11 protein-coding genes and 1 tRNA gene are annotated in these 17205 nt (G+C 55.9%); 7 read left to right on the forward strand and 5 right to left on the reverse strand.

The features are described 5' to 3' along the window. The first annotated feature begins 18 nt into the window (after positions 1-18). The 5 genes from ABEA92_RS06880 (at position 19) to ABEA92_RS06900 (ending at position 9900) form a co-directional block, all read left to right on the forward strand. Positions 19-513: a hypothetical protein gene (locus ABEA92_RS06880; protein WP_345683066.1), complete on the forward strand. Its 495-nt coding sequence runs from the start codon at positions 19-21 to the stop codon at positions 511-513. Positions 514-558: 45 nt separating this feature from the next. Further along, on the forward strand, positions 559-1314 hold the full coding sequence (locus ABEA92_RS06885; protein ID WP_345683067.1) for an Hpt domain-containing protein: 756 nt from the start codon (positions 559-561) through the stop codon (positions 1312-1314). Between the two features lie 216 nt (positions 1315-1530). Continuing rightward, positions 1531-2787 (forward strand): protein kinase domain-containing protein, encoded by a 1257-nt coding sequence (locus ABEA92_RS06890; protein ID WP_345683068.1) that lies wholly within the window; start codon positions 1531-1533, stop codon positions 2785-2787. 555 nt (positions 2788-3342) lie between these two features. Continuing rightward, complete coding sequence (locus tag ABEA92_RS06895; RefSeq protein ID WP_345683069.1) at positions 3343-5019, forward strand: BBP7 family outer membrane beta-barrel protein; 1677 nt, start codon at positions 3343-3345, stop codon at positions 5017-5019. Between the two features lie 228 nt (positions 5020-5247). Continuing rightward, on the forward strand, positions 5248-9900 hold the full coding sequence (locus ABEA92_RS06900) for a beta strand repeat-containing protein (protein WP_345683070.1): 4653 nt from the start codon (positions 5248-5250) through the stop codon (positions 9898-9900). Positions 9901-10496: 596 nt separating this feature from the next. On the opposite strand, the gene ABEA92_RS06905 is transcribed toward ABEA92_RS06900, so the two are convergent. Then, positions 10497-11231 (reverse strand): RsmD family RNA methyltransferase, encoded by a 735-nt coding sequence (locus ABEA92_RS06905; RefSeq protein WP_345683071.1) that lies wholly within the window; start codon positions 11229-11231, stop codon positions 10497-10499. Positions 11232-11374: 143 nt separating this feature from the next. Between ABEA92_RS06905 and ABEA92_RS06910 the strand changes: the two genes are divergently transcribed. Together ABEA92_RS06910 and ABEA92_RS06915 are read left to right on the forward strand one after the other, a co-directional pair. Beyond that, positions 11375-12985: an ABC transporter permease gene (locus ABEA92_RS06910; protein WP_345683072.1), complete on the forward strand. Its 1611-nt coding sequence runs from the start codon at positions 11375-11377 to the stop codon at positions 12983-12985. Between the two features lie 52 nt (positions 12986-13037). Continuing rightward, positions 13038-13760, forward strand: a complete 723-nt coding sequence (locus tag ABEA92_RS06915; protein WP_345683073.1) for an ABC transporter ATP-binding protein — start codon at positions 13038-13040, stop codon at positions 13758-13760. 41 nt (positions 13761-13801) lie between these two features. On the opposite strand, the gene ABEA92_RS06920 is transcribed toward ABEA92_RS06915, so the two are convergent. The 4 genes from ABEA92_RS06920 to ABEA92_RS06935 form a co-directional block, all read right to left on the reverse strand. Continuing rightward, the gene (locus ABEA92_RS06920; RefSeq protein WP_345683074.1) at positions 13802-15460 is read right to left on the reverse strand and encodes a hypothetical protein; all 1659 of its coding nucleotides are present in this window, start codon (positions 15458-15460) and stop codon (positions 13802-13804) included. Positions 15461-16051: 591 nt separating this feature from the next. Next, positions 16052-16133, reverse strand: a tRNA-Ser gene (locus ABEA92_RS06925). Positions 16134-16240: 107 nt separating this feature from the next. Beyond that, positions 16241-16660: a hypothetical protein gene (locus ABEA92_RS06930; protein WP_345683075.1), complete on the reverse strand. Its 420-nt coding sequence runs from the start codon at positions 16658-16660 to the stop codon at positions 16241-16243. 9 nt (positions 16661-16669) lie between these two features. Then, on the reverse strand, positions 16670-17020 hold the full coding sequence (locus ABEA92_RS06935) for a hypothetical protein (protein WP_345683076.1): 351 nt from the start codon (positions 17018-17020) through the stop codon (positions 16670-16672). Between the last annotated feature and the right edge of the window lie 185 nt (positions 17021-17205).

Here is a 17205-nt window from a genome sequence, read left to right on the forward strand (position 1 = left end):
TGATCATCGGTGACAATCATGTCCGCCAGTAATGTCCGCAACATCGATTCGCTTGCCGCGATGCAGGCTGGCATGGTGCGGTTGTCGGACGATTGGTCCAAGACGGTCCAGGAATTGAGGTCGATGGTCCAGCGTGCGGAAGAATATTTTTCGCAGACTCAACCTCAGTATTGGCGGCATCAATTGCAATTGGCCGAGCGTGAGATCAACGAGGCCAAAGATGATCTCGCTCGCAAACGAGCTTCACTTCGCCCCGAAGACCGCCCGGCCGCCAGCGAGGCGGTCGCTCGTGTTCAGAAGGCCGAACGCCGGCTCCGCTATTGCGAAGACAAACGACGGCAACTTCGTTCCTGGACGATTGAAGTGTCCAAGGTTTGCGACGACTTGCGAGGCCCGCTTGCGGATATGAATGAGCACTGCGATACGCTGCTGCCTCAAGCCGCACGCGAGCTGGGGACGTTGATCGAACAATTGCGAATCTATGCCGAACAAGCACGGCGGAGCGATGCCTAAAGGAGGCAATGTATCTCAAAATTCCGGGGCCGAAACGTGTTGGTGGTGGGCGACGATCTCGTCCAATCGCAATGGTGGTGCGATCGATTGTCGCAGTGGTCGCTGTCGACAATTCCCTGCGCCAGCGGCAAGACGCTGGTCCGCGAATTGCGGCGTGTCAAAGAAGCCCGAGCCGAGTACGATTTGGTGCTGCTAAGTGCGGGCGTTTTAGAGGAAATGGGGCGTGAATGGGTTCAACAAATCGAGAACGACCCAACCATCGGCAAAGTACCGGTTATCCTAGTGGCGGCTGCCGATGATAATCCTGAGCCCTCCGAACCATCCACGGATTGGATTCGGCACCGGTTGCTGAGTTCGGTTTCGATGACCGAGTTGCGTGTGGCGATTGAATCAATCCTAAATAGTAGAAAAAAGAGAGACAGCGTGTTGCCGGACAAACCAGGCACTGATTCGGTTGATTTTGATCGTGATGCAATGTTGCAGAACACGGGTGGAGATCGTGTGTTTGTACGCAAGTTGATTGAGATGTTTCAAATTGAATCGCGTCGCCAGCTGTCGGCCATTGCCGATGCGGTCGAAGCACGCGACGGTCAGATGATCAAATCAGCGGCGCATGTGTTCAAAGGATCCGTCGCGTTGTTTGGAGCGTCTGGGTGTATCGAGGAAGTTTTGAGACTGGAGAAGATGGGCGAGCGAAACGAACTTCGTCACGTCGAAACTCAGTTCCAAGTGGTTTGCCGGATGACTGCCGGATTGTCCAACGCGTTGAACGACTATTTGGCGGAAGAGCATACCGAATAAAACGGTAGGCATGGATTCTGCGACTCGTCCGGTGGACCTCGAAGCCGACGGCATCCGGCTAATCATGTCACCCCACCGCGCTATCGATTTGATTTCGCCGTGTCTCACTCTGCTCTTGCTCGGGGCATGTTGCGGTGGACGACGTCTAGAACTTCGACATCGAATTCAACGAATTGCTACTGCTTGCATTGGATGGCATGCGATACAATATGCGGCATGAAGCTATTGATTGCAGAAGACAATCCGTTGTGGTTAAAGGTGATCCAGACCAACGTCCGGTCATGGGGATTTGTTCCTGTGGTTACCGAAGACGGTGAAGAGGCGCTGCGACATCTCGCAAGCGATGATGCGCCTCGCATCGCCGTGTTGGATTGGCAGATACCCAAAGTTGATGGCATCGAAGTTTGCCGCCGCATCAAAGAAGACTCAGCGCGACCGTACACCTACGTCATGCTGTTGTCCGGTCGCGATACCAAAGAGGACGTCGTCACGGGGTTGGATGCAGGTGCGGATGAGTACATGACCAAGCCAGCCGATTTGGATCTTCTAAAACGGCGACTCACGGCAGCACGACGAATCATCGAAGCGATTCCACCGGAAGGATGGTCACGGCCAAGAGTGGAGGGTTACGAAGTCAAGCAAGTCCTCGGCCAAGGCGCCTTTGCGACCGTTTGGGAAGCAGTGCAAGTGGCCACTCAGCGACCGGTGGCACTGAAGGTATTGCGAGTCGATTTGGCAACGGAAAAAGTGTTCAACCGATTTGCCAATGAAATCAAGGTGATGCAAGAGTTCGATCATCCCTACCTAGCCAAAATCTACGATAGCCATATCGATTCGACACTCGGTTATTACGCAATGGACTTGGTCAACGGAGGGACGTTGTACCAGTACGTTCGTCAACATCAACTCGCCCCGTTGGCGGTGATTCGGCTGATCGCCCAAGTTTGCATGGGGCTGCAACACGCTCATGAGCGTGGCATCATCCACCGCGATGTAAAAATGTCTAATATCATGGTGACCGAATCGGGAGAGCCTAAGCTCGTCGATTTTGGGTTGGGCAAATCGATGTTTGTGGCGCCCAGCGAAGATCTGTCACGCACCGTGGACGGATGTGTTGTTGGCACTCCGTTGTTCATGTCGCCGGAACAGGCCCGCGGCGAAATCGCGTCACTGGATCAACGCAGCGACATCTACTCGGTGGGGATCATTTTGTACATGTTGCTGTTGAAACAGCATCCGCATCACATCACTGCCCAGGATCGTCAGCAGACGATTGCCGAGATCGCGCATGGGCCCGTCCGTCGCCCTACCAAGGTCAAGTCGACGTTCAGTAAAACGCTCGAGCGTATCATGTTGCGGGCGCTCCATCCGTCGGTGGATTATCGCTACCAAACCGCGGCCGAACTGGCCGAAGCGTTGTTCGCGTTCATTAAATCCCGCACGAAACACCAGAGCACGTCGGAGACGCAATGAGTTTTGGTTGTTTGGTTTCTTGGGGGGGGCGGTGTTGGAAGTGGTCGGTGCAAGCGAGAAGTCACCATCCCTCCCTGACCGCATCCTGCGGCCGACCCTCCCGGAGGGAGGGTGAACTCCGCTTTACCTCCCCTTTGGGGAGGTCAGAGTCGGCGGTAGCCGGCTCTGGGTGGGGCTCGCGGTGTTAGAAATGGACGATGCCTGTGTAGTGCCACCAACCCTCCCCGGCCGCTTCGTGCGGCCGACCCTCCCACAAGGAGGGTGAAGTCTGGTTGGCCGCACCAAGTTCACGATCAACCTCCTGTTAAACTTTACCGGTTAGGCTGACTCTGAGGATTTTTTCGGTTTTTCCGGAATTGGCTTTAGTGTTTCTGTCGTTCGGGTCGATATCGCTAAGGAACGACCTGTTCCTGGACCGAGCGTGCTCGGCGTCCATGGGAACAATGGTTAACCCGGGGGGGTGATACCACTTCAGCGATGATTCGCTGGCGACCTGTAAAGCTTGTAGTCAGGTTGCTTGCGTTTCGCTTTCCAGGATCCTAATTGGTGAAGCCAATGCCTTCCGTTAGACAACTCTCCTTTTTCGTCGCCACGTTGATGTTGGGGACGCTGCTCGCGACTGACGCCGACGCTCAGACCACCAGCTCAAGCCAACGTACACTTCGCAAGAACGAGCGAACTGCACGAGCGAATTGGCAGCCAGTGCGAAAGTCTAATCTGACCGACGCCGATGCGGGCTTCGTTAGTGCAAGCAAATCGGCTTCCCAAACAACTGCCAAGAAGACCTCACCGGCTGCTAGCAACTCGGCTGTTCGTCAGGCGAGTCATGTTCAGCAAACCGGTCATGAGGTGATCGATCCATCCTACCCACCGCATTCGATTATCGAAGAACCGATCATTCACGGTCCTAGCGACGGCTATGTCGAATTGGAACCCTTCCACGGCGGCTCGGTGGCGTGCGACGCCATGCCCGGCGGCGTTGGATGTGGTTGCGGATCGATGAGCTGTGATGGCGGCTGCGATTCGATGGGCAGCTGCGGTTATGGTGCATGCGAGGAACCGTGCGGAGCCAATGGTTGGCGTCCTTGCGTGACGCTGTGCGTTCCGCAAGACGGCTGGGTTTCGTTTGAATATCTATCGTGGTGGCAAGACGGCATGAGTCTGCCTCCGCTGGTGACGACAAGCACCGATGCCAACGTGGCTCAAGCTCAAGCCGGTGTCCTTGGTCAATCGACCACGCGTATCCTGTTTGGCGGCGACGAGGTTTTGACGGATCAATTCGATGGTGGCCGCTTGCGTATGGGGCTGTGGTTGGACCGCTGTCACACCTGGGCGATCGCCGGTGAATACTTCAAAATTGGTAGCGAAAGCGAATCGTTCTTCGCAAACAGCAATGGCGACCCCGTTTTGGCTCGCCCCTTTTTCAATGTGAATCCGACGACCGGCAGTGCTCGTGAAGACTCGGAATTGGTCGCTTTTGGCGGTACGGGAAACGTTCGTGTTTCGGGTTCGGTATCGGCGGTAGCGGAAAGCGAATTGCTCGGTGCCGGCTTCCACTTTCGCAACTTGCGAGCTTCTAACGAAGGCTGCAACACATGGGGATTGTTTGGTTGCCCGCAACAATTCTGCTCACGTACCGAAGCGTTGATCGGATACCGTCACTTGCAACTTACCGAAGGCGTGGTCATCCAAGAGCGTTTGACCGGAATCAACCCTGTCGGCAACTTTGATATCAATGATAGTTTCCGAACTCGAAACCAGTTCAATGGCGTCGACCTTGGTTGGTTCTACACTCAGAATCGTGGCAATTGGACGCTCGACAGCACCATTCGTCTGGCTTTGGGGACAACTCACCAAACCGTTTCGATCAATGGTCAAACCACAATTTCGGGTGACCCGACCGCAGCGGGCAGCCAGACTTACCAAGGCGGCTTGCTAGCTCAAGCGTCGAACATTGGAACGTACAAACGCGATGAATTCGCAGTGGTTCCCGAGTTTGATATCAATCTTGGCTACCGTTTGAACAAGAACTGGCGGGTGATGGTCGGTTACACGTTCCTGTACTGGTCCAACGTGGTCCGTCCCGGAGAGCAGATCTCGCGTGACCTAAACCCAAGCCAATTGGCACCGGCCGAGGACCCGTTAACGGGGGCCGCGCGACCTGGTTTCGCATTCGACTCGGTTGATTACTGGGCTCAAGGAATCAACGCCGGCTTGGAATACCGTTGGTAGGGCTCTGCTGACGGCGGAGTTGCCCGCTGCAACCGAGGCTGTGAGGTTCGATTTTGGCGGTAACAGTCAAGCGAACTGCAATGGACATCCGATAACTTTGTACACATCGCGCTGTGATGACTCATCCATTGCGCGCCAGCAAAATCAACCGTTCGATGCCCAGGCACCGTCCACCGACCGATGACGTCGAGACGATGCCCGCGGCGTTTCGCCCCCAACAGGACAACGATGATGGTCTTTGAACGACTTATCAACCGTCTCGGTCGCAAATCAAAAAACGTCACCCGCAAGAAGTCGAATCGCCGTTTGTTGTTGGAACATTTGGCACGCCGTGAGTTGATGGCTTCGGATTTGGGGGCGATCAGCGGGATTGCGTTTACTGACGCCGATGGCAACGGTCAATTGGATGTAGGCGAAGTACGACTCGAAGACGTCCAGGTCCAATTGTTCCGTGACAGCGGGACGGGGAACACCGGAACACTGGTGACGACCGGAGCCAATGCTGACCCATTGGTGTCGACCGACATCACCGATAACTCGACGCCCGCCGGTGTTGGCCAACCAGTCAAGGTTCCAGGCGAATTTCGTTTCGAAGGCCTTTCACCGGGTGACTACTTTGTCGTTCAAAGTGCAGTGCCCGGGCAAACCGCTCCGGATCCCGTGTTGATCACGATTAGCGATACGGATGACGACGGGATTCGAACACAGTTGATTGACGATTTCGCGACGACTGCGGTTTCGGTACTAGCGAATGCAACAAATCCTACCAACACCGATTCAACCAATGCGTCCGAAGCGATCGGCGGCAGCCGTGACATCCAAGCCGTCCGCACGAGCGGATCAGGCAACATTTTGGTCGAAGTCGACACAGGCCAAGACGCGCTGACCATCTCCTCGGGTGGTGGCGGTGTCGGCACTGCGTTGGTGCAGTACGACGGTATCGACAACGACATCACATTGGATGCCGTTGGCTTGGGTGGCGTTTCGCTGTCAGGTGAGTTGCCGTTGGATCCGCTGGATCCCTCGGGGACGCAGCGTGCGTATCCAGGTGCTGGATTGTTCGTACGGACGCGTGCGGCGGATGCGGGGGAAGAATTGACGATTCGCGTCTACACCGATGCGACCAATTATTCCGAAACCGTGGTGCCAGTCCCGGTGGACGCCACCAGCTTTCTAGAGACCTTTGTTCGATTTGATTCGTTCACGGTAGCCAGCGGAACGGGAGCCGATTTCCGCAATGTCGGTGCGATCGAAGCATTGAGCAACTTGACCGGTGACAACGACATTCGAGTTTCGATCGTCGAAGCCCTGCGTCCCGATGCACAAGTGACCAATCTGGCGAACATTCAGCCGCTCGCACTTGCCGGAGAAATCTTTGTCGATAACGGTACGGCCCCTGACCAGAACAACGGAGTTCGCGATGCAAGCGAGCCGCTGGTAACCAATCCGATCACGGTCGAATTGTACCAAGAAGGCCAAACAGCGGGCACCGATACTCCTGTGGCAACGACCGTCACGTCCAGCGGCGCCTATTCGTTTGCCAATATCGTTCCCGGCAACTACTTTGTCGTAATTCCACAATCGATGTTTGATGCAGGCGGCCCGTTGGTCGGGTTCGCTTCGAGCACGGGGAACGATCCCGCAGCCGACCCCGACGACGACGTTGATTCCGATGACAATGGAACCGGCGTTACAGGTGCTGGCATCGCGAGCGGCGTCATCACGCTTGCCAGTGGAACCGAACCGACCAATGACGGTGACGATGCCAACACAAACTCGACTCTCGACTTTGGTGTCGTTCCGCAGATTGATCTCGATATCAGCAAAACACTCGAAGGGGCTCCGCCGTCGAATGTCACCGCGGGCAGCACCGCGGTCTTTGACATTGTTGTTACCAATAACGGACCTTTAACCGCGACCGATGTTCGCGTTCAAGACGTCATTCCAAGCGGTTTGACTTTTGTGCGGACGCAAAACGGTCCCGCGGGCATGTCACAAAATGTCAACGGATCGAGCCTCGAAGTCATTTTGGGAACAATCCCTGCCAGCGGCCAGCTTTCCTTTCAAGTCGTGACGACGGTGGACGTGGATGGATTGACCAACATCACCAACACCGCGACGGTTACGGGAGCGGAATTCGATTTTGACACCTCCAACAACAGCAGCGATGCGGATGTCATTGTCGATCCTGACTTTGATATCGTCGTGGACAAAACGGTCGACAACGCAACCGTCCAGCCCACCGACACGGTGACGTATACCGTAACCCTGACCAACGACGGTCCTAGTTCGGCCGACGGGGTGGTGCTTAGCGACATCGTTCCGACGGGATTGACGTTTGTCAGCGGTACGATGAATGGCAACGCTGCAACGCTCAGCGGTTCCACCGTGACCTTCCCTGCAATCACTGTCGGCGCCGGTGCGGCCAATGCCGTGACCGCGACCTTGGTGTTCACCGTCGATGCGTTGGCCGTCGGCCAAATCACGAACACCGCCAGCGTGCCGGACATGTCGGCGGATGGTGAAAACGACATCTCCAACAACTCGGATGATGCCGTGATCACGGTGACTCCGGACTTTGACATCGTGGTCGACAAGACCGCAGATGTGACCACGGTGCGTCCAGGCGACACGGTGGTCTATACGGTCACGCTGACCAATGACGGCCCCAGCACTGCCGACGACGTCGTTCTGACCGACGTGATTCCTAGTGGCTTGACGCTGGTTTCGGCAGTCATGAATGGCACCAATGGAACCGTCACCGGCAGCAACATCACATTCCCAGGCGTCTCGATCGCCAGCGGAGTCGCCAACGCGGTCACTGCGACGTTGACGTTCACGGTCGATTCAGACGCCAGCGGTACGATCGATAATACCGCGAGTGTACCGGACATGTCGGCCGATGGTGAAAATGACATCACCAACAACTCGGACGACGCATCCATCACCGTCATGCCGGTTTTCGACATCGTCGTGGACAAGACGGCTGACGTCACCAATGCTCAGCCCAACGACACGGTCACCTATACCGTGACGTTGACCAACAATGGGCCAAGCACCGCGACGAACGTTGTTCTTAGCGATGCGGTGCCTGCGGGATTGACGTTCGTCAGCGGCACGCTCAACGGTCAAGCCGGAACGCTGAACGGAAGCACCGTCTCGTTCCCTGCGGTTTCGATCGACAATGGAACAGCGAATGCGCTTACGGCGACGCTGACCTTCACGGTCAACTCCGACGCAACAGGACAAATCGTCAACACGGCGAGTGTTCCTGATATGTCCGCCGATGGCGAAAGCGACGTCACCAACAACTCGGACAACGCCACGTTAACCATCGATCCGGACTTTGACGTGGTTGTCGACAAGACCGTCGATAACGCAACGCCCAGGCCAAATGAAACCATCGTCTACACCGTAACATTGACCAACGAAGGCCCAAGTGCGGCCACCAACGTCGTGCTGACCGATGTTGTCCCGACGGGATTGACGTTCGTCAGCGGAACGCTCGATGGGGTCGCGGGAACGCTTTCCAACGGGATCGTGACGTTCCCTGGTGTTTCCATCGACAGCGGAACTGCCAATGCCAAGGTCGCCACGTTGACCTTCACGGTAAACGCGGGAGCGACTGGCCAAATCACCAACACCGCAAGTGTTCCGGATATGGCTGCAGCAGGTGAAAACGACATCACCAATAACTCGGATACTGCCGCTGTCACGGTTCAACCCGATTTCGACATCATCGTCGACAAAACGGTCAACAATGCCACCCCGGCACCGGGCAGCACGGTGACGTACACGGTTACCGTGACCAACGAAGGACCGAGCCTCGCTAGCGACGTCGTGCTCAGTGACGCGGTCCCGACCGGATTGACCTTCGTCAGCGGCACGATGAACGGCCAAGCTGCGACGTTGACTGGATCGAACATCACCTTCCCAGCGATGGACGTGCTCGCCGGGACTGGCAACGCGTTGACAGCGACGTTGACGTTTACGGTCAATGGAACCGCCAGCGGCCAGATCGTGAATACCGCTCAAGTGCCCGATCTGTCGGCCGACGGTGAGAACGACGTCACGAACAACAGCGACGACGCCGTGATCACGGTCACTCCGGTTGCCGATATCGTCGTGACCAAGACGGTGGACAAGGCCAACGCCGAAATCGGAGATTCGCTTCAATACACGATCACGGTAACCAATAATGGCCCGTCGCCTGCGGCATCGGTACAAGCCGTCGACACGCTGCCGGCGGGAGTCACCTTTGTCAGTGGCACCGGCCCCAATAACACCACGTTGTCCGCTACCAATGGGGTGGTGACCGTGAACGGTGGTACGCTTGCATCGGGAGCCAGTTTCAGCTTCACGATCAATGCGACGGTGAATACAGGCGTCACTGCGGACCAAGTCAACACGGTCACAGTCAGCTCGTCGACAAGTGATTCGAATACAGCCAACAACACCGCAACCGCCACCACCGACGTTGATCCGGCGACATCGCGAATCGACGGGTTCGTGTTTGTCGATGCGAACAACAACAACGTCTTTGATGCGGGCGAAACACCCGTCCAAGGGGTGCAGATCCAATTGACTGGAACCGACGCGTTTGGCAACACCGTCAATTTGACGGACACAACCGACGCCAACGGACAGTACTCGTTTGAGAATTTGTTAGCGGGGTCGGCGTATCGTTTGCAACGAATTGATCGTCCATCGAACTTGCGAGATGGTGGCGAGCAAGCCGGAACCAACGCCACGTCGACGATCAATGACGTCGACAATGTGTTTGCATCGCTGGGATTAGATGAGCAGACATCGGCCGAAGACTTTAACTTTGGCTTGTTAACCGCCGCACTTTCAAAGCGGGACTTCTTGGCATCGTCTTAATCAAGTCTGCGTCACGCGAGTGGCTTGACGAATCGTCTTTGAACCATCGGGAGCCGGTGTTTTCGGTTCAAGACGATCGCCAGCAAAGCCGCTGACTCGCCCGGCGCAGTCATGATCAAAGCGTTAAGAAGTTTAATGCTCGGCCTTCGGGGGGAGGCCGAGCATTTTTTATGCGCGTGCAGCGTAGCGGAAGTCGCGGGCGGCTTGTTGTTTTAGTCGTACGATGGACTTCCGAGTCCGTCGAATACGTCATCGACGGACTAGAAAGTCCATCCTGCACCCCTCGCCGAAGGAAACTTCATTAAATCAACAAGCCGTCAACGACTTTCGTTCGATTAACGAATGACCACGAAGCTCTTGACGGCTTGTTGATTTAATGAGCCGCGACGCGTCAGCGGCCGGGTCCCACGCGTTACCCGGTGTCTCACGGCCCACGGCTCACCATTTCGATTTGCAATTGGATTAATTCAACAAGCCGTTGACGAGTTTCGTTCGATTAACGTATGCCCCCCCGAAACTCTTGACGAGTTTCGCTACGAAAGGCTTTTCCAGGGTTGGCCAAAACGGCGAACTGCAATTTAGCTGCGGCGACTCGCTTAGCACCTTAGCCCGCACTGGGTCGCCGGCTCGATAAATGCCAACTGGACGTTGCCGTACACGCGGAGGTCCCATTCGCCTGGTGGCAATCGCGTCGCGTCAAACGTATCTTCGGTCTCGGCGACCAGCACGCTGCCGGGGGGCGCTTGCCGTAGCACTTGGTTGATCACGGCATTGAGCTTGTCGAGTTCTTCTTCCCACATCACATAGGGAGGCGACAAAAAGACGATCCAGGGGACGCCAATCTTGGGATCGTCGGGGTCTTCGGGAGCGACCAGCGAAGTTTCGCTCCAGCGGAATGCATCGCCCACCAGGACTTTCATTTTGGATTCGATGCCCAGCGATTTGCTGGTTTCGCGGATATGCCCGGCGGCGCGATTGGATTGCTCGATCGCCACGGCTTCGACCGCGCCGCGGCTGATCGATTCGATTGCCAACGCTCCGGTGCCGGCAAACAAATCGAATGCGATTGCCCCCCGAACGGCTCGTCCAAGAATATTGAACAGGTTCTCACGAACGCTATCTTTCATTGGCCGCGTGAACGCCTCGCCGTGATAAAAGATGTGGCGTCCTCGCATATCGCCGCCGATGACCCGCAATTTTGTCGCGTTGGCCTTGTTGCTTTTCAGCTCCGAGCGTGACCGTCCAGCGGATCGCGGTTTTCCAGAGCCACCGCGTGCGGAGGTGGAAGTGACGTTTTTCTTGCGTCGATTCGAATCATTGCGTTGTTTCATGCTGAAAAGTATAGCGGTGTCACCCTGGATTGCGGAAGTCGCGTGAAACCGCCTCCGATTGACGTTTACGCTAACCACCCTGTTGCTCTAGACTGCGAAGATTCAGGAAGGATGCCTGTAAATTCCCCGCCGAAGGAACGGCTATGTATCGTTGGTTGCTCTGTTTTCGCTACTTGCGGACTCGTTATATCGCGTTAGCTTCGATCATCAGTGTCACGCTCGGCGTCGCCACGCTGATTGTGGTCAACAGTGTGATGGCGGGGTTTTCAGCCGAAATGCATGATCGGCTGCACGGTTTGGCGTCGGACATCCTGATCGAATGCCACGCCAGCGGTGGGATGCCTGATCCCGAAGGGCATTTGCGCGAGATCAATAAGGTGTGTGGTGACCAAATCGCCGGCGCCTCGGTCAGCGTGCATGTCCCCAGTATGCTGGGGATCGATTTCAACGGGCAACAAATTGCCCGGCACGTCAATCTCGTCGGACTCGACCCCGAAACGTACAACACCGTCAGCCAGTTTGGGCAATTCCTGCTGCACCCGGAAAACCAAACCGGCGTCAGCTTTGATCTTCGCGAAGACGGTTTTGCGCCGGACCGCGATGGCTTTCCTGCATCCGGATGGCGTTATCGCCGCGCCCGTGCCGCCTACGAAAAAGCGCTGCAGTTTGAACGTGACCGCATCGACGCTTTGAAAGCAAAACAAACTCAGCAGACCACGCCTCAATTGGCCAGCGATAACACGTCCGCTGGTTCAGAACCCACGACTTCGCCAGCCGCAGCCCCGAGTCAGGATGAGCCGACGTTTTCGGCCGTCTTTTCGCCTGAACTGCTACAAGACAGCGGTGGCGAAGCCCCCAAAGTATTCAATCCGGCCGAAGAGCAATATCCTGGCATCATCCTTGGGATTTCGACCTGCAGCAGCAAGATGCGGGACGCCGACGATGTCGTTCGCGATCATTACTATTGCCGCCCTGGCGACGATGTACGGATGATGTTTCCAAATGCATCTGAGAACACCAAGGTCGTCAATCAAAAATTCACCGTTGTCGATTTGTATGAATCGGGTATGAGCGAATACGACAGCACGTTTGCGTTTTGTCGTCTCGATCAACTGCAAACGTTCCGGGGCATGATCGATCCGCAAACCGGAACCCGCAGCGTAACCACCATTCAATTAAAGCTGATCGAAGGTGCGAACTTGAACGAAGTGCGTGACGCGCTTCGTCGCCGCTTCCCACCAGACATGTTCGCCTACAACATCCAAACGTGGCGTGACATGCAAGGACCGCTGCTGGCTGCGGTGCGATTGGAAACCACGATCTTGAATATCCTGCTGTTCTTGATCATCGCCGTTGCTGGATTCGGCATCCTGGCCACCTTCTTTATGATCGTGGTCGAAAAAACTCGCGACATCGGAACCTTGAAAGCGCTCGGAGCCTCGGGCAAGGGAGTGATGAGCATCTTTCTAAGCTACGGACTGCTGCTGGGGTTTGTCGGCAGTGGTGCGGGGCTGATCGGCGGATTGATTTTTGTCAGCAAGATCAACGAGATTGCGGCGGTGATCGAAAAAGTCACCGGGCAAGAGGTCTTTGATCCGACCGTGTATTACTTCACCGAGATCCCCACGATCATCCATCCGTTCACATTGTGCTGGGTGATGGCGGGAGCGGTTGCGATCGCGGCGCTTGCCAGCGTTTTGCCGGCACTGCGGGCCGCTCGTATGCATCCGGTCAAAGCCCTTCGCTTCGAATAAGAAAAAGGGTGTCCGACGCCTTTTTGCCCCTCCCTCCTCAGAAGACTCCCACATGAACGCTGAATTTGTCCTTCAAGCAAGCGGCATCTACAAGAGCTATCACAAAAACAAGATCGAAGTCCCCGTGCTTCGCGGCGTTGACGTCGATATCACCGCGGGCAAGATCAACGCGTTGGTGGGACGATCCGGCAGCGGCAAAAGCACGCTGATGCATCTGTTAGCTACATTGGACACCCCCGATGCCGGAGAGATCTATTTCCAAGGCAAGCGGATCGACAACGCCTCGCGAGCCGAACGCGATTCGTATCGCAACCATGACATCGGAATCATTTTCCAGTTCTATCATTTGCTGCCCGAGTTGACGGCACTCGAAAACGTGTTGGCACCGATGATGATCAGCCAGAGTTTGTTGGGCTATTTCCGCAACCGCAAAGAAATTCGCCGCCGTGCCGAAGAGATGCTCGATCGCGTCGGGCTCGCCCACCGATCCACCCACCGTCCGGCGGAAATGAGTGGCGGAGAGATGCAGCGTGCGGCAATTGCCCGCGCGTTGATGACCGATCCTTCGCTGCTGCTTGCCGATGAGCCGACAGGGAACCTGGATACCGAAACAGGCGAATCGATCCTCAACTTGTTGGTGGATTTAAACCAACAAGAAAACCTGACAATCGTGATGATCACGCACGATGACGCGATCGCAGAAAAAGCAGACGTGTGCTATCGCATGCAAGATGGTCTGCTGGAAACCAGTCACGGCGTGCTACAAGCCGCTTGAAGAGCCCCCGATCAAATCGGCAACGAATTGTGACTGCCGAATTAGGTTTCGCGAGCGTAGACGGGATTCCACTTGATCCGGAACCCTGCCTCGCTTGCGTTCAGTGACGGTGCCGGCAGCATTTCTTCGTCCTCGGGATCGATCGCCGAATCGGAACTCGAATCCGCGTCGTCGCTTGAATCGGTGTCGCTCGAGTTCGCATCGCTTGGCGAATTGGTGGGAGGGCCGATTTCGATACTCTTCAATCGCGTTTTGGGTTCGTCCATCTCGCTATCGTCCTTCGGCGGCGACAGCACCGAGTGACCGTTGGAATCTTCATCCGCCGGGCGACGTGCTTCGGTTGGTTGAGAATCCGATGGCGAGCTTACCGACGGAGTGGTGATGATCGGCGTGCTGCTGATCGTGCTTGGCACCGAGAATGACGAATAGCCGCTAACGATCGCGGGGCTAAACGGATCGTAGTAGGACAGCGGAACCCGCTGAACGACTTGTTTTGGTACCATACGTGTTTCGGTGTACGGCACATACTTTTGCATCGTCACAGGGCGACGGACTTTGTGAGTGTAGGCTTCCTGTTCGTAGTACTGCACTTCCACAGGCTCGCGCCGTGTTTCGTAGACCATGCGAGTCGTTTGCACTGGCACCTTTCGCACTTGTTCTTCGGCGACCCAGCGCTTTTGCTCAACGGGGACCTTGCGAGTGGTGGTTTCGGTGATCGGACGCTGAACGACCACAGGGATCTTGCGAACCTCGGTCGTGGGAACCATGCGAGTGGTTTGGACGGGGACGCTTTGCGTCACCATCTCGGTTTCCATGCGAGTCGTTTGGACGGGGACTTTTTGGGTCACAACTTCGGTTTGCATGCGTTGCACTTGAACCGGAACTTGCACCTGTTGCACCTGAGGCACGTAGCTCGTCTGGGCGACTTGTTGTTGGATGTAGTTCGGCCGATACGCCATTTGGGTTTGCACAGTGGGTGGCGTGACCATCGGTGTGACCGCATAGGCACCACGAACACGAGCAAAGATGCCTAGCGGACCTGGGGTTGCATACGCGTTTGGAATGTACTGAGTGCCATATTGCAGTTGGCCCGGCGTAACGACTTGCTGAGCAACATAGCCACCGGCATCGACGGTTTGCGTTTGCATCGTCGTGACAGGACGCAGCGTGGTGTACTGCTGAGTCTGCAGCTGTGTTTCGGTGACCGGTCGCTGAACCGCGTACTTTTGCTCGTAATACTGCGTTTCGGTAACGGGCCGCTGCACCGCGTACTGTTGTTGTTGATAGCTGGTTTCCACGACGGGTTTATAGGTCGTGTACTGTTCTTCTCGCTCGGACGTTTCGGTCACGTAACGAGTTTGGGTTACGGTTTCATCGCGATACGAAGTCTCGACCACGGGTTTCCAAAGCGTGTATCGCTCTTCGCGGTAATTGGTTTCGACGACCGGTTTGGCGACCTTGTATTCACGTTCCTCGGTCCGCGTCTTCAGCACCGGGCGATAACTTGTAACTTCCTCTTCGACGTAACTGGTTTCATAGGTCAGCCGAAACCGCTGAACCGTCTCGGGTTGCATGACGGTTTCGCACTGCAGCCGGTAAGTGGGTTCAAAACAGCACGCATCCTGAGCTTCCACATTCGCAGCCGACCAAGTCGAAGCGGTTGCGAACAGGAGAGTCGTTAAGAAGAGTCGTCGTTTCATGATTATTTTCGTTCGAAGGACGAAGTCACTGTATGGATCAGTCACTGCGTAGATCAGTCACTGTGTGGATCAACTGTATGGAGCTTTTGATGAGGGCATGTCGGTACATTTTTTGTACCAATTCCGATCCAGGCGTGGTACTAGCACACCCCCGCAATCAATCGCATGTTTAGGTTCCACCTTCAAGAGTAGGCAAGACTTGAGAAAAAAGTAGTCAAAACACCGAAAAAAACACACTTTTGCTCGCTGTGGCGACGGCTAAATTCGCCATTTATCCTGGTCTGTTTATTTGACGCTACAACCGTTGCAAATTGGCAACGCACGTCCCCTAAGCCGCCAAAACCGGCACGATCACCCCAGTCCTCCTTGCTGTCTCAGTCGGGTGACCGTCGCACGGCTTTCCAAGCCGCCTGCGTGAGTCGCGCTGGATCGCCGCGGGCAGAGAGGGAATGATTCCCGTTTCGGGAAGCTGGAAGAGGATGGTGGGGACGCCCAGGCATCCGGGCGACGAACGGCTGCCGATAAAAATTCGGTGCCAACAAAAAAACGCCCCGCGAAACACATGGTCTCACGGGGCGTTTTCTTTTAAAGCGGAGGACACGGGACTCGAACCCGCAACCCGTTTCCGGGCAACTGATTTCGAATCAGCCTGCTAGCCATTCGCTTATCCTCCGGCTCTGCGATTTTGATCGCTACGCGGTATATTCGCTTTGATTACGGTCTGCGTCAAGTGTGGCTGACGCTGCTATTTTGATTCCGATCCAATTTTACCGGCACGGCTTAACTGCGATCCGAAACGACGATTCGATCGATGCCGGACGCAGCCCGGATTCGCTGCAGTTGATCCACGATGGTGGATTCGGACATCAACATCGATTCGATCTCGGCGGCTCGATCGTGAGACGAAGAAACCGTCACACTGCTACCGCCGGTTTGCCCAGGATCACTGACAGCGACTTCGACCGGCGGGTTCACGCCAATCCCGGCCGCCTCGAGCCGCGAACGGATCGCGGAGGCGACCTGATCGATCATCAAGCGCAGTTTCGATTCGCTGACGGGCTCGTCACTCGCCGAACCGCTCTGCAGCACTTCGTCGAATCCGATCGCGTTGGACACGCCGCTAGCCAGTTCGCCAACCATTTGGCTGGCAAAACTTGCCGCTTCGATCGCGAGCCGCGCCGTGGTAATGGGGGAAGTCAATCGACTGTCTCAGTGCTTGTGTTCAGTGGTGAAGTGGAATTCTTTGAGCCATTTTTCCCACTTATGAGCGTCTTCGTGCGAATCCAGTTTCAATTCGTGCCATTCAGGGCAGCGATATTTGACGTCCAGGTGGCCGTTGTGCTGATCGGTTTTGACTTCGCAACCAAGCTTTTTAAGCGTTTTGGCGATCGTGTCGGCTTTCTTGGCATCGTGGATATGCTTTGCCTTCCAATCCTTCAATTGATAACGCACGATTTCGTTCGCGGGCGTCATCGTTGCCGCTGTGTGTGGCGGTTGTGCCGCCGAAACAACGGTGGGAAGCATGGTCAAAGCGACTGCGATCATGAACATTCGGAACATCTGCGATCCTGCGTTGAAAGGAAGGAAATTGCTGTTGGGAGAGCAGCGAACGGACTCGGCCGACCGCGTTAGCGAAAACGGAGGGCAGCGTTTAGTAAAGAGTTTCGGGCTGCCGCGTCAAGGTGGTTTGGGACGGTCGCCACGCCCATCCCCCCGGACGGATTGAGCGGAGAGCCCCGCGTTTT

Source organism: Novipirellula caenicola (assembly GCF_039545035.1).
Taxonomy (GTDB): Bacteria; Planctomycetota; Planctomycetia; order Pirellulales; family Pirellulaceae; genus Novipirellula; species Novipirellula caenicola.

Bases quoted from the DNA above. Each gene is read 5' to 3' on its own strand.
- ABEA92_RS06880 (WP_345683066.1), top strand. From the start codon at position 19: ATGTCCGCCAGTAATGTCCGCAACATCGATTCGCTTGCCGCGATGCAG.
- ABEA92_RS06890 (WP_345683068.1), top strand. From the start codon at position 1,531: ATGAAGCTATTGATTGCAGAAGACAATCCGTTGTGGTTAAAGGTGATC.
- ABEA92_RS06895 (WP_345683069.1), top strand. From the start codon at position 3,343: ATGCCTTCCGTTAGACAACTCTCCTTTTTCGTCGCCACGTTGATGTTG.
- ABEA92_RS06900 (WP_345683070.1), top strand. From the start codon at position 5,248: ATGATGGTCTTTGAACGACTTATCAACCGTCTCGGTCGCAAATCAAAA.
- ABEA92_RS06905 (WP_345683071.1), bottom strand. From the start codon at position 11,231: ATGAAACAACGCAATGATTCGAATCGACGCAAGAAAAACGTCACTTCC.
- ABEA92_RS06910 (WP_345683072.1), top strand. From the start codon at position 11,375: ATGTATCGTTGGTTGCTCTGTTTTCGCTACTTGCGGACTCGTTATATC.
- ABEA92_RS06915 (WP_345683073.1), top strand. From the start codon at position 13,038: ATGAACGCTGAATTTGTCCTTCAAGCAAGCGGCATCTACAAGAGCTAT.
- ABEA92_RS06920 (WP_345683074.1), bottom strand. From the start codon at position 15,460: ATGAAACGACGACTCTTCTTAACGACTCTCCTGTTCGCAACCGCTTCG.
- ABEA92_RS06935 (WP_345683076.1), bottom strand. From the start codon at position 17,020: ATGTTCCGAATGTTCATGATCGCAGTCGCTTTGACCATGCTTCCCACC.